Source organism: Corynebacterium efficiens YS-314, from assembly GCF_000011305.1.
Lineage (GTDB): Bacteria > Actinomycetota > Actinomycetes > Mycobacteriales > Mycobacteriaceae > Corynebacterium > Corynebacterium efficiens.
Genome location: NC_004369.1, coordinates 32962 through 46087 on the forward strand (window position 1 = coordinate 32962; position 13126 = coordinate 46087).

Annotated in this window: 10 protein-coding genes, 1 tRNA gene and 1 pseudogene; 4 read left to right on the forward strand and 8 right to left on the reverse strand. The window is 63.1% G+C overall.

All coding sequences use genetic code 11. The features are described 5' to 3' along the window. Positions 1-161: 161 nt before the first annotated feature. The 7 genes from pknB to CE_RS15550 are packed head-to-tail and all read right to left on the reverse strand — an operon-like array spanning position 162 to position 9141. Positions 162-2144 (reverse strand): Stk1 family PASTA domain-containing Ser/Thr kinase, encoded by a 1983-nt coding sequence (gene pknB, locus CE_RS00440; protein ID WP_006768658.1) that lies wholly within the window; start codon positions 2142-2144, stop codon positions 162-164. Then, positions 2141-3703: a serine/threonine-protein kinase gene (locus CE_RS00445; protein ID WP_011074779.1), complete on the reverse strand. Its 1563-nt coding sequence runs from the start codon at positions 3701-3703 to the stop codon at positions 2141-2143. Before CE_RS00445 ends, pknB begins: the two co-directional genes overlap by 4 nt. Beyond that, complete coding sequence (locus CE_RS00450) at positions 3703-5130, reverse strand: penicillin-binding transpeptidase domain-containing protein (protein ID WP_006768655.1); 1428 nt, start codon at positions 5128-5130, stop codon at positions 3703-3705. Before CE_RS00450 ends, CE_RS00445 begins: the two co-directional genes overlap by 1 nt. Then, entirely contained in the window at positions 5127-6485 is a 1359-nt protein-coding gene (locus CE_RS00455; protein ID WP_006768654.1) for an FtsW/RodA/SpoVE family cell cycle protein, read from the reverse strand. The genes CE_RS00450 and CE_RS00455 overlap by 4 nt, the downstream gene beginning before the upstream one ends. Continuing rightward, a complete protein-coding gene (locus CE_RS00460; protein WP_006768653.1) occupies positions 6482-7798 on the reverse strand; it encodes a PP2C family protein-serine/threonine phosphatase in 1317 nt (438 codons plus the stop codon). The genes CE_RS00455 and CE_RS00460 overlap by 4 nt, the downstream gene beginning before the upstream one ends. After that, complete coding sequence (locus CE_RS00465; RefSeq protein ID WP_006768652.1) at positions 7798-8259, reverse strand: FHA domain-containing protein FhaB/FipA; 462 nt, start codon at positions 8257-8259, stop codon at positions 7798-7800. Before CE_RS00465 ends, CE_RS00460 begins: the two co-directional genes overlap by 1 nt. Before the next feature lie 15 nt (positions 8260-8274). Next, the gene (locus CE_RS15550; protein ID WP_006768651.1) at positions 8275-9141 is read right to left on the reverse strand and encodes a DUF3662 and FHA domain-containing protein; all 867 of its coding nucleotides are present in this window, start codon (positions 9139-9141) and stop codon (positions 8275-8277) included. Between the two features lie 347 nt (positions 9142-9488). On the opposite strand from CE_RS15550, the gene CE_RS00475 reads away from it, so the two are divergent. Both CE_RS00475 and CE_RS00480 read left to right on the forward strand, forming a co-directional pair. Further along, positions 9489-9571: transfer RNA gene (locus tag CE_RS00475), tRNA-Leu, on the forward strand. Positions 9572-10016: 445 nt separating this feature from the next. Next, positions 10017-11231: an IS4-like element ISCef4 family transposase gene (locus CE_RS00480; RefSeq protein WP_011074783.1), complete on the forward strand. Its 1215-nt coding sequence runs from the start codon at positions 10017-10019 to the stop codon at positions 11229-11231. 189 nt (positions 11232-11420) lie between these two features. Here the strand turns inward: CE_RS00480 and CE_RS00485 are convergent, their stop codons facing one another. Further along, entirely contained in the window at positions 11421-11963 is a 543-nt protein-coding gene (locus tag CE_RS00485) for a hypothetical protein (protein WP_011074785.1), read from the reverse strand. 349 nt (positions 11964-12312) lie between these two features. Between CE_RS00485 and CE_RS15335 the strand changes: the two genes are divergently transcribed. Continuing rightward, positions 12313-12483 carry a hypothetical protein gene (locus CE_RS15335; protein WP_156060061.1) on the forward strand — a complete coding sequence of 57 codons (171 nt, stop codon included), beginning with the start codon at positions 12313-12315 and terminating at the stop codon, positions 12481-12483. 78 nt (positions 12484-12561) lie between these two features. Continuing rightward, positions 12562-13124, forward strand: a pseudogene (locus tag CE_RS00495) (IS6 family transposase); the annotation flags it as partial. Positions 13125-13126 lie beyond the last annotated feature (2 nt).

Below are 13126 nucleotides of genomic sequence, written 5' to 3' on the forward strand. Positions count from 1 at the left end.
AGCTTAACGTACCAGTGGGGTTCCCGGTAGCTCTACAGCTGTCGCTCCCGGCCCACCTGGTGGCTCCCGGGTCAGGGTTGGGGGAACAGCGGTGGGAAGCCGGAGGGGAGCACCGGCGGCGCGGGAGCGGGCGCGGGTGCCGCCGGTGCGTGGTTATTCCTTCAAGGTTCGGGGACCAGGGCGGTGAGGTCGAACCGGTAGAGGCGGATGTTCACCACGGCATCCTTGCGCAGGGGCTGCCCGGGGGAGGGGTCCTGGAATCCGATGCGTCCCTGGTCCACGAGTGCGCCGGTGGGGATGGGGGCGCCCTCGATGAGGGAGGTGTCCGGGGCGGTCCAGCCGGCGTCGCGAAGCGCCTTGAGGGCGTTGTCGACATCCAGGCGGGCCAGGTCGGGTGCCTCGATGAGCATGCCGTTGGAGATCTCCACGGTGACGGTGGAACCGCGGGGCAGTTCGGTGCCCTGACCGCTGGCGGAGATCACCTGTCCCTCGGGCAGGAGGCTGTCCACGTAGTAGATGTCCGGGACCAGTCCGAGCGAGGTGATGTTGCTCTCGGCCTGGGACCACTGCATGCCGGTGATAACGGGGACACGCACCAGGGAGGGGCCTGTGGAGACGGTCAGGGTGATGCTGGCGCCGACGCTGGTTTCGCCACCCGCCCGCGGGTTCTGCTGGATGACGGTGCCGGCGGGGTAGTCATCGGAGTTCTCCTCGCGGATGGACTGGTCGAGCACCAGCCCGGCGCCCTCGATCTCCCGGGTCGCCTCCGCCAGGGTGAGGCCGGTGACATCCGGGATGGTGACCACTTCGCGTCCGCTGGAGATGGTCAGGGTGACGGTGGCACCCTCCCGGATCTCGGAGCCGACATTGGGGCTGGTGCGGATGACCAGGCCCTCGGCCACATCCGGGCTGGGTTCGGTGGTGAGCACGACGGTGAATCCGAGCCGTTCCAGTTCGAGGACCGCCTCGTTCTCCGGCAGGCCCACGATGTTGGGGATCTGCTGGGTGCTGGCGCTGGAGGAGTTGCTGAGGAAGTCATAGGTGAAGGCACCGCCCACCCCGATGACACCGAGGGTGAGCACGATGGCCAGTACCGTCAGGGCCCTTGATCCGCGTTTGGGCTGCCGGGCAGCTGCGGGCCTGGAACCAACCGCTGTCGGGGCGGCAGCCGGAGCCGCCACTGTGGCAGCGGGCATGGCGGGGGTGGGCGGGGGTGGAGGCGTCGATAAGCGTTGGGGGACTACGACGGTCTCCGGCTCGTCGGGCTTTTCGACGTGCGCCCGCGCCGCGCGGGAGACGGCATTGCGGGAGAGCAGCTCGAGATCAGCAGCCATCTCCGCGGCGGTCTGATAGCGGTCGGCGGGGTGCTTGGCCATGGCGGTAAGCACCACAGCATCCACATTGAGTGCGGCGGTGGGGGAGAGGTCGGAGATGTACTCCGAGGGTGGGGTGGGTTCCTCCTGGACATGCTGGTACGCCACCGCGAAGGGGGATTCCCCCTCGAACGGTGGGCGGCCGGTGACCAGTTCATAGAGGACACAGCCGGCGGCGTAGACATCGGAACGCGCGTCGGCGGGTTTGCCCCGGGCCTGCTCCGGGGAGAGGTACTGGGCGGTGCCGATGACCGCGGCGGTCTGCGTCATGGCGGAGGTGGAATCATCCAGGGCACGGGCGATACCGAAGTCCATGACCTTCACCCCGCCGGTGTTGTTGATCATGATGTTGGCGGGTTTCACATCACGGTGGATGATGCCGGCCTCATGGGAGGACTGCAGGGCGTGGCACACCGGGATCATGATGGTGGCGGCCTGGCTGGGGCTGTAGGGCCCGTCCTCACGCACGATATCGCGCAGGTCACGGCCGTGGACACGTTCCATGACGATATACGGCACCGAGATCCCGTCCCGGTCGACCTCACCGGTGTCGAACACCGCGACGATCGACGGGTGGCTCAACTTTCCGGCGTTCTGGGCCTCCCGGCGGAACCGCTCACGGAAGTTGACGTCCTTGGCCAGATCGGTGCGCAGCATCTTCACCGCCACCTCACGGCCGATGAGCAGATCGGTGGCCGCGAACACCTCGCTCATGCCACCGGAGCCGATGCTGGCGCCCAGCTCATAACGGTCAGCAATCACGAAGGTCACTGGTTTCCTCCAACATTCATCAATTCATCAAGCGACATCAGCAGCTCATCCGCCGCGTCCGGGGAGTTACCGCCGGCATTCCCGGTCCCGTTCCCACCGGTGGTACCCGGCGTGCCGGGATTGGCGGGGTTGCCGGTGGTATTCGGGTTGCCCTGGTTACCCGTACCACCCTGGTTATTCTGCCAACCCAGGCTGGTAGGCAGGGTGCTCAGCGGTGGCTGCCCACCCGGGGTGGTCTGCTCCCCGGGCTCATCGGTCTCCTCCGGGGTGGGGGAGACCCGCGTGGGGCTCTCCTGTGTTGTCGTCGGAAGCCGCGTCGGCGTTTCATCCGGGGTGGGAACCGGTTGGCGTGTCGGCTGCACCGGGGGTGGTGCCAGCGTGGGTTCCTCGGAGGTGGTGGTCTCCGTCGGGGTGACGGTCTGGGTGATGGTTTCCGGGGTGGTGGTCTCCTCGGAATCGCCACTGAACACGCCTGTGGCACCGGCCCAGATGATCCCGCCGATCACCGCGGCGATCACGGCTGCGATGAGCAGACCCAGGCCCACCCCCGATCCGCGTTTCTCCTGTCGTTCCGGCAGCACGGTGGGGGAGGCCGGCACCGAGGTGGTGGGGCGGGCGACCTGCCCGAGCATCGCCGTCGAGGCGCTTGGCGACGGCGCGACCGCCGTCGCCTGCACCGCCGGGCTGTGCGGTTGCGGTGGCCGGTTGCCCAACCTCACCGCGGACACCGCCCGCGCCAGTTCATTGCCGTCGGCGAACCGGCGCGCCGGGTCCTTGCGCAGGGCGATGCCGATGAGTTCCCGCGCCTGCGCGGAGACACTCGTGGGCATCTGTGGTGGGGCCTCGTTGATGTGCGCGATGGCCACCGACACCGAGGAATCCCCGGTGAAGGGGCGACGCCCGGAGAGCATCTCATACCCGACCACGCCGAGGGAGTAGACATCACTGGCCGGGGTCACCTGGTGTCCCTGAGCCTGCTCGGGTGAGACATACTGCGCGGTCCCCACCACCATGCCGGTGCGGGTCAGCGGGACGGAGGCAGCGGCCTTGGCGATGCCGAAGTCGGTGATCTTGAGGATGCCGTTGGCGGTGATGAGCATGTTGCCCGGTTTGATATCCCGGTGTACCAGGCCCATCCGGTGGATCACGCTGAGGCCGTGGGCGGCCTGCTCCATGACATCCAGGGCGAGTTCCTCCGGTAGCGCCCCCTCGCGTTCGAGCATGTCCGCCAGGGATTCGCCACGGATGTACTCCAGGACGATGAAACAGAAGGTGTGCCCGGCGGGATCCGCCACCTCGCGGTAGTCGTAGGTGGTGACCACATGCTCGGAGTGGATGTTCTCCGCGGCCCGGGCCTCGTTGCGGAAGCGGCTGAGGAACTCGGTGTTGTCGGAGAACTCCGGCCGCAGCACCTTCACGGCCACTTCACGGTCGTTGACATTATCATCGGCGAGCCACACTGTGGACATGCCACCGTGGCCCACGATCCACTGCAGTGTGTAATCGGGGCCGATCAGTTCCTGCAGCCGCTGTTTGGCATTGTCATCTGCGGTGTTCATCAGTTCAATCCTCCGGCGGCCTGCAGCACCGCGCGGCCGATGGGTGCGGCCACGGCACCACCGGTGGCGCCGGTGCCCATGCCGCCGCCGTTTTTCACCAGCACGGCCACGGCGACATCACCGGCGAAGGCGACGTACCAGGTGTGCGGTGGGGTGCCCTCGGGGCCGTGTTCGGCGGTGCCGGTCTTGGAGGCGATATCCGCGCCGGTGTACCCGGCGGTGTTGCGCTCGGAGGCCTTCATCAGTGCGGTGAGCTGTTCGGCGATCTCCGGTTCAATGCCCCCGGCGGAATCCGGGTCGTGGGTGGACAGTTCGCTGAGGTCCTGACCGGTCACCCGGGAGACCAGGTACGGTTCCATCCGCACACCACCGTTGGACACGGTGGCCGCCATTACGGCTGCCTGCAGGACGGTCATCTCCACATCGCGCTGACCGATGGAGCTCTGGCCCAGGGCCGCGTCATCGGGGATCTCACCGAGACCACCCGGGACATTCGGGATACCCAGATCGTAGGTTTCACCCACGCCGAAATCCTCAGCCGCATCGCGCAGGGCATCGGCGCCGACATCCACGCTCATCTCCACGAACGCGGTGTTGCACGACAGGGCGAAGGCGGTCTGCAGGGTGGTGGTGCCACCACCGTCACAGCTCTGGCCGGCGTAGTTGGTCAGGGTGGTGTTGGTGCCCGGCAGGGTCACCGCCGCTTCCGCGGTGACGCTGGAATCAGCCGAGTAACCATTCTCCAGACCGGCGGCGGTGGTGATGATCTTGAAGATCGATCCCGGTGGCAGTGATTCCTGGGTGGCGTGGTTGAGCAGTGGGGACTGCGGATCCGAGGTGTATTCCGCCCAGGCGTTCTCCGCGGTGGCGGGATCCACGATGGCATTGGGGTTGAAGCTCGGCGAGGATGCCATGGCCAGCACCTCACCGGTGCTGGGGCGTAGGGCCACCACGGCACCCTCGTAGCCGTTGTTGCTCAGCTGGTTGTAGGCTGTCTGCTGCAGGTCCGGGTCGAGGGTGAGTTCGATGTTGGCACCCCGGGTCGGCGCTCCGGTGAGCACATCCAGCCACTGCGAGGTGAACAGGGAGGAGTCGGTGCCGTTGAGCACCGAGTTGTACCCCAGTTCCAGACCGGCGGCACCGTAGATATCGGACAGGTAACCCTGGACCGGGCCGAAAGCCTGCGGGCTGGTGACATACTGACGCTGGTAGTAGCCATTGTCATCCTGGTAGGACTCGGCCAGGATCTGACCCCCGGCGGAGATCTGCCCACGCGGGGTGGATTTGGCCTCCAGGAAGTTGCGGCTGTTGAGCGGGTTCTGGGCCAGTTCATCCTCGCGGAAGCCCTGGATCCAGGTGAGGTTGGCCAGCAGGATCACAATGAGGACCAGCGCGAAGAGCGAGGTGATGCGGATGGATTTGTTCATGCGGAAACTTCCCTGGCGGACGCAGCACCGGGTGCACCAGTGGCCTCACGAGCACGCATCATCGCGGGACGACGCGCACTGTCGGAGATACGCAGCAGGATCGCCACGAGGATGTAGTTGGCCATCAGGGAGGAACCACCCTGGGACATGAACGGGGTGGTCAGACCGGTCATGGGCATCAGTGCGGAGATACCGGCGACCACCACGAACACCTGGATCATGATGGTCATGGACAGCCCGGACGCCACCAGCTTTCCATAGGTGTCGCGGGTGGCCAGCGCGGCCTTCATGCCGCGGGTGACCAGGATGCCGAAGAGGATGATCACGGCGGACAGGCCGACCAGGCCCATCTCCTCACCGATGGCGGCGAGGATGAAGTCGGAGTGCACCACGGGGATCATGTTGGGGTAGCCCTGGCCCACACCGGTGCCGGTGACCCCGCCCCAGCTCATGCCGAACAGGGACTGGGACAGCTGGTATCCGGTGGTGTCATAGTGGGCGATCGGGTCGATGAAGTTCTGCACGCGCTCCTGGATCTTGGCGGAGACCTGGTACACGGCATAGGCGCCCACGGCCACCAGGACGGCACCGATGAGCAGCCAGGAGCCACGCCCGGTGGCCAGGTAGACCATCACCAGGACGGTGGAGAACAACAGCAGCGCCGGGCCGAAGTCATTCGCGCCGGCCATGATGAGGATCGCCAGGGCCCACACCACGAGGATGGGGGCGAGGTCACGCAGGCGGGGGAAATCCAGGCCCAGGAAGCGTTTACCCGCCACGGCGAACAGTGCGCGCTTGGTGGTCAGCAGCTGTGCGAAGAACAGCAGCAGCAGGATCTTGGAGAACTCACCCGGCTGCAGGGAGAACGGTCCCAGCCAGATCCAGATGCGTGCCTCCACCCCGGCGGGCTGTGGCCACACCAGGGGCAGGGCGAGCAGGAACAGGCCCACGATGCCCAGCAGGTAGGAGTACCGCGAGAGGGATTTGTGGTCGCGCAGGGCCACCAGCACCCCGACCATGAGCATCACCCCGATGAAGGTCCACATCAGGTGACTGTTGACGGTGGTGTACCCGGTGGCCAGGTCCAGCCGGTAGATCATCACCAGGCCGATGCCGTTGAGGGTGGCCACCACCGGCAGCATGATCTGATCGGCAAACGGCGCCACCCAGCACATGGCCAGGTGGGCGACCACCAGCACGCCCAGGTAACCGGTGACCAGCACCAGCACCTGGGTGTCCAGTTCATTACCCATGGCCAGCTCGAGACTTATGAGCATGACCGCCACCACGAGGGTGGCCACCACCAGCAGCCACATCTCCGTGCGGCGTAGTTTCAATCTCTCCATTACGTTCATGACACCTCCCTGCAGTTCACGCCAGGTCTGTCGCGGAATCCGCCTTCTTGTGTGGACACACAGGCCGGTAGTGCCTGTTGTGCCAGTCGTTGCATCTGTGCCTGGACATCGTCATAGGATCCCGATGGCAGGTCCTGGATGCTGCCCCGGAGGTTCTCCGGGAGGTCATCCAGGGTGAATGGGGGATCGGTGGTGCAGTTGTCCACCAGGGTCAGCTGCCCATTCCGGTCGATGCAGGCCACCTTGTACGGTTCGTGGAGGTCGAATCCGAAGATCCGGTAGTCCACCCCCTGTTCCACGGTGATCGTGTCGTCGGCTGAGGTGGTGATGAAGTAGGTGGCTTGGATACGGGTGTAGCCCCACCATCCGGCGGCCACGAGACCGATGAGGACGACCAGGGCTACGACCAGGACGGGGAGTTTGCGCGAGGTTTTCTCCGGCGGTTGCGCTATCTCCGGCACCGGTTCGATGCTTTTGGGTTGCCGGCTGATCGCCGCGGCACGGCTGGCGGCCGTGTCCGGGCGGGCATCATCCGGCTGCTCACCGTTGAGCGCACCCGCGGTGACCGGGGCGGTGCCCACCACCGAGGGGTCATCACCGTCGACCTCGACGATGTCGGCGATCACCACGGTGACATTGTCGGGGCCACCGGAGCGCAGGGCCAGTTCCACCAGGCGGCGGGTGGCGTCCTGCGGGGTGCCGGTGCGCAGGGTCTCCTCGATGGTGCTGTGGGTGACCGGATCGGACAGGCCATCGGAGCACAGCAGCAGGCGGTCACCGGCCAGGACCGGGATGTTCTGCAGCGTGGGCTGGACCGGGTGGCCGGTGTAGGCCTTGAGGATCAGGGAGCGCTGCGGGTGGGTGGAGACATCCTCGGGATCGAGTTTGCCTTCCGCGACCAGGGACTGGACGAAGGTGTCGTCGACTGTGAGTTGGGTTAGTTTGTCGTCGCGAAGCAGATACGCCCGGGAGTCGCCGACGTGGCACATGCCCAGCTCGCGTCCGTTGAACATGAACGCGGTGAGCGTGGTGCCCATCCCGTCGCGGGTGGCGTCCTCGCGGATGCCCTCGGCCAGGGCGGCGTTGGCCTCATCGGCGACCATGCCCAGCAGTGCGAGCATGTCATTGTCACCCGGGTAGGTGTCCAGGGCGCGCAGGTGGTTGATCATCAGCTGCGAGGCGATCTCGCCGGCTGCGTGGCCGCCCATGCCGTCGGCAAGCGCCAGCAGGTAGGGACCCGCGTAGGCGGAGTCCTCGTTGTTGCTGCGCACCAGACCCCGGTCGGAGGCCACCGCATAATCAAGTTTCAGCATCAGGGCACAAGCCTCACCGTCGTGCGTCCGACCCGGATATCGGTACCCAGCTCGATCTGCTCCGGCTGGTCGATGCGCACGCCACTGACGAAGGTGCCGTTGCGGGAATCCAGATCCTCCACAAACCATTCCGCACCCCGCTTGAAGATGCGGGCATGCCGACCCGAGGCGTAATCATCGCCGACCACGAACGTACAGTCCGGGCTGCGGCCGATCACCATGTCATCCGCAACCTCCATCGAGGACCCGGCCAGCGGCCCCTCGATGACGGTGAGCAGACGCGGTGGGGTGGAGCGGTTGAAGGCGCGCGCGAGCCCCTGGGGGGCGGCCACCGTAGTGCTTTTCGACGCCGCACCCACCACCTTCACATCGTTTTTCATGGCCCGCAGCGCCAGCACCACAAACAGCCACAGCACCACGATCAGCGCCACGCGCAGCCCAAGAAGGACCAGAGAATCCATACTCACCCTTTCCCGTTACGGGCTGACAATACGTACTTCGATATTGGAATGTCCCACCGTGATCACATCGCCATCAGCCAGCAGCCAGTTCTCCACCGGGGTGTCATTGACCGTGGTGCCATTCGTGGACTTCAGATCCACCAGGATGGCATCGCGACCATCCCAGGTGATCTCGGCATGCTGACGGGACACACCCGTATCCGGCAGGCGCAGATCCGCATCATTGCTACGACCGATGATGTTGGACCCCTCCTTCACCAGATAGGTGCGGCTGGAGCCATCTTGCAGCAGCAGGGTCACCACCGGCCCGGACGACTGTGGCACCACGTGACGGTTGTCGTCGGTCTGCACCCGCGGTGCACCGTGGGTCAGGGGACGCGCCGCCTCCTGGGCGGGCAGGAACTCGGTACCGGAATAAGGGGAATTGTCGGACACGTTCTTCGACTCACTTTCTGTGATAGCTAGAACACCATCACCGTCCATAGGCAGGAAACCACTATTCAGCTCTGGATCCGGATCCTTCTCCGAGTCCGACTTCAACTGGCCCGTGTGCCGTGCAGGATCCTCAGCGATCAACACAACCACCGGACCCGCCAACGACCACGAATGATTCCTACAGAACCTCATCATCTGATCAGCGAAACGGCCAGCCAGATCCGGGGAGGTCTCCAGGAGATTCGCGAAATCATTCGGGCTCACCGACACCTTGAACACATTTGGTGCCTCCACATAACCGTCCGCCGTGTGGACCACATTGTCCTCAGCCTCCTGCTTGAGCAACTCCTCAAGTTCAGCCGGAACAACACGACCCCTGAAGACAAACGCCAACGCATTATCGAGGCCGCGCTGCAGAGAACTGTCCAGCTTCGCCAGACTGTTCATCGCATTAGCCACTCGACCATAACCAGCCAACTGGTGCGACCTCCTTAACAGTTAAATGTGCATTCCATAGATAAAAACGCCTCAGGGCATGCGTTTGTCCCACCCTGTGACCAGGATCCTCATCCAGGACTCAGAGAGACCCTGTTAGCGAGGCCGTGCCATGGCAAAGAAAAGGCAAACGCACGATAGCGTCATTATAGGGGTCTGGGCCCCAGAAGTTATAGGTTGAATCGCAGACATTGGATTTGGCTTAGAGTGCCGCGGGTGTTGGAAAAATGCTCTGAACTGCGGATTTGGCATTGCTGGTGGGGTGCATGCTATCTTAGACAAGTCGCAATAAGCACCCAGCCCGGGTGGCGGAATGGCAGACGCGCTGGCTTCAGGTGCCAGTGTCCGCAAGGGCGTGGGGGTTCAAGTCCCCCCCCGGGCACAACACGCAGCTCCTGACTGCAACAACCGAAGGTCCCAAACTCGAAAGAGTGTGGGGCCTTCGGTTTTGTGTTTTTTGGGTCGGGTGAGTCGCGGAACCTGCATTGTGGTGAGGATCAATGGTTCCGACTGATCTGTTTGATGTTCAACCCAGGTCCGATCATCGGGACCGTCCGTCGTTGCCAGACCGCGAGCACACGAGATTGGGCCATGATCACCTGCTTAATCTCAGGGCCGATTGCCTGGAGCAGAGGTGCAATCGTATTTTCAAGATAAGACTCGACATCTACGTTTAACAGGGAGTCAACATGATTCACCCTGTTGCGAAGCGTGGCAGAAACACGGACGTGATCACCAATAGTTTGGGGAGCGGTGAACCGTCGAATAGTCGTGATTCGGTGGGGAAAAGCCCAATGCCGTTAAGTTAGTGGGTGTAGTGTTGTGCTATGCCTCGACATGGACGGACACAACCTGATACTGATCGTCGGTTATCGGATTTAATCTCGGTGGGCCTGCTCACCCGGGTGTTTCCGGCCGATGTCGTGGACGAGGTCGTCGCGCAGGCCGGTCGTACCCAGCAACGATCCCGCATCCTGCCCTCCCGGGTAATGGTGTATTACACCATCACAATGGCTTTGAACTCCGATGGATCCTATGAGGATATCTACGCCGATCTCACCGATGGACTGTCCTGGGCCTGCAGGTGGGAGGAACAGGCAGTACCTGCTCCGTCACGCTCCGCGATTTTCCAGGCCAGGGTCAGGCTGGGACATGAACCGATGGCAGCGTTGTTTGCCCGTGTTGCCCAACCATTGGCCCGGCCGGGGTGGGAGGGGGCCTGGCTGGCGGGCAAACGCCTGTTGGCTGTTGATGGCACCACCTTGGATGTCCCGGATACGCCAGCCAATGTCGAGCATTTCGGGCGTCCCGGCACCGGACGTGGTCAGGCCGGGTACCCGCAGGCCCGTGTCGTGGCGATCGCGGAATGTGGATCACATGCGATCCTGGACGCGGTCATCGGCGGGCTGGGCACCGGGGAAACGACCCTGGCTGATGAACTGATCGACCGGCTGGATCCAGGCTCAGTACTGGTCGCTGATCGGGGGTTTTATAGTTTCCACCGGTGGGCTACCGCCCAGGACCGTGGTGCGGATCTGGTGTGGCGGATCCGGAACAATGTGAAACCACACCATGTGCGAACCCTGGAGGATGGAACATGGTTGGCCACGATTACCCCGAGCAGTGGGCCGGGGTGGCGGCAGGTTGCCCCAAGGATGGTGCGGGTGGTGGACTACCACATCGATACCGGTGACGATGAGGCTGGCATTGTCGACCAGCAGCATCGGTTGTTGACCACCTTGTTGGATCCTGATGAGGTGTCGGTGGAGGATCTGATCGCGGCGTATCACGCCCGGTGGGAGATCGAGAACACTTTCGATGAGTTGAAAACCCATCAGCGTGGACGAGAAAGGGTGTTGCGGTCAAAGTCCCCGGAGTTGGTGCGTCAGGAGATCTGGGGGCATCTGTGCTGCCACTACGCGATCAGGACACTGATGGCTGATGCGGCCACTGCCAGTGAGCACCCTCCGGTGCGGGTGTCATTTGTTAAGGCCTTGAAGCTTACCCGTCGTTCGGTGATCCAGGGCTCTTTTCCCCCCTGACGACCCGCACACCGCCCGAAGTTTATGGGATCGGGCAGTGTCTTGGCTGGCCAGGTACCTCAACCCACCGCGACGAAGGCGGAAGAATCCGCGGGTGATTAAACGAAAGATGTCGAAATGGCCGGTGAAACGATCCCATCATTGTGGTCGGCCACTCGGCCCAGTGGTCACCGTCATCCCACCACTAACTTAACGGTATTGGGGAAAAGCCTCCTGCAGTGCTTCACGCCAAAGACCGTTGATGGCATCCTGTACTGACTGGGGTCGGGAATCATTCTTATCTGGCAACATTGCTCCCCATGTCCCAAACATCACCTGAGCGATGAGATCGCCATGTGACGTACTGGCCTGGGAGCGCGGATGCATCCTTGTTCGGCCGCCTTCCTGTTTCCGTGACATCCTGCGCAACGAGCCATGATCGAAAAGAGGTCTACCGTTCGCGAACCTGAGCTCTGAAAGGTGAGGAAGCGAATCTCTTTCCTTGATCCACTCACCGCTGGCTACACCATGGCTCTTCGCGAAACTCTGGAGCTGTGCATCAATAGCGCCACGAACGGCGACTTCAGTCATGCTCAACACTTCATGCAGAGCCGCAGCCATATCCATTTCCCACAGGTAAAGAGCGGAAGCGCTAGCCGAGTTTCCTGAACAATGATTGAGGTAAGATTCAGCACGGTCGCGGGGGAGTGTTTCTAACAGCGTTTTCGGGGCTACATGGTTAGGTCTGTTCACGCCAATCCTTGCCTTGCATTCGGACTTTCAAGGTAATACTGTTGCACATGTACCGGCACCGGTCTTCCGGAGCCGAAGAAGGAGACGAGCTTTCGAGCTGACTGTCCCTTTGATAAGGCCCTGCGACGCAAATCGCAGGGCCTTTTCTTGGTGCTGTTGCAAAGTTGAGCGGAGAGCAGCGAAGACTCAGTTTCTGGGTTAAGGGACAAAAAGTGTGTCTGGCTCCGGCGTGTCGCTGAAGCCAGATCCGGTGTTATCGGCCTACCGATCCCTGGCGGATACCCATAGAGTGTGAATACGTGGAGTCGATCGCGGTGTCGTAGGTAGCTGGTCGACCGTCATCGTGTCCGTGGATGTTCCCGATCTCGGTTTCCAGCACCGTGGCTGCAAGCTGACGTGCGTGTTGACCCCACTGCTGGTGCCCGGCGATCCGAACAGGATCGTCGGGTGCTTGCGTCTGGAGGTACAACCACCAATCCAGGGCTACGCGTTGGCGGTGGACCGGCAGACCACGATGTAACCGGGCCTGGTGTTTCAACGGCGCGTTGAACCCACCTTCTAGCGCGTTAGTGGTCGAGGCGAGCTTCTTCGGTTCAGGGTCCAGAAATACGCCCCTGAGCTGGACAAGCAAACACGGTGGTACCGGCAGGTACCTGACTGGCAGGCCAGTTCCTGGCGGGTGGATGAGACCTATATCCGGGTCGGCGGCAGGTGGTGCTACCTCTATCGGGCGATCACCGCCGGTGGCCAGACCCTGGACTTTTACCTCTCTCCGAAGCGAAACGTGGCCGCAGCGAAGCGTTTCCTGGCCAAGGCCCTCAGATCCAATGCGTCAGCCGGGTATCCCAGAGTGATCAACACCGATAAAGCACCCTCCCTAGCCAGGGCAATCGCCGAGTTGAAGTCAGAGGGAATCTGCCCACCAACAGTGGAACACCGGCAGGTGAAATACCTCAACAACACCCTGGAAGGCGACCATGGTCGGCTGAAGCGGATCCTCGGGCCGAAAGGCGTGTTTAAGAACCGGACATCTGCATACCGGACTCTGAAAGGGATGGAAGCGATGCACTCATTGCGGAAAGGGCAAGGCACGATGTTTGCCCTCACGGGCAACCGAACCCGGACGCGGTGATCGTCAACCGGGTCTTCGAGACGGCCTGACA

Coding starts and splice junctions, on each gene's coding strand:
- CE_RS00445 (WP_011074779.1), bottom strand. CDS start 3,703: ATGAACACCGCAGATGACAATGCCAAACAGCGGCTGCAGGAACTGATC.
- CE_RS00450 (WP_006768655.1), bottom strand. CDS start 5,130: ATGAACAAATCCATCCGCATCACCTCGCTCTTCGCGCTGGTCCTCATT.
- CE_RS00455 (WP_006768654.1), bottom strand. CDS start 6,485: ATGAACGTAATGGAGAGATTGAAACTACGCCGCACGGAGATGTGGCTG.
- CE_RS00460 (WP_006768653.1), bottom strand. CDS start 7,798: ATGCTGAAACTTGATTATGCGGTGGCCTCCGACCGGGGTCTGGTGCGC.
- CE_RS00465 (WP_006768652.1), bottom strand. CDS start 8,259: ATGGATTCTCTGGTCCTTCTTGGGCTGCGCGTGGCGCTGATCGTGGTG.
- CE_RS15550 (WP_006768651.1), bottom strand. CDS start 9,141: ATGAACAGTCTGGCGAAGCTGGACAGTTCTCTGCAGCGCGGCCTCGAT.
- CE_RS00480 (WP_011074783.1), top strand. CDS start 10,017: ATGCCTCGACATGGACGGACACAACCTGATACTGATCGTCGGTTATCG.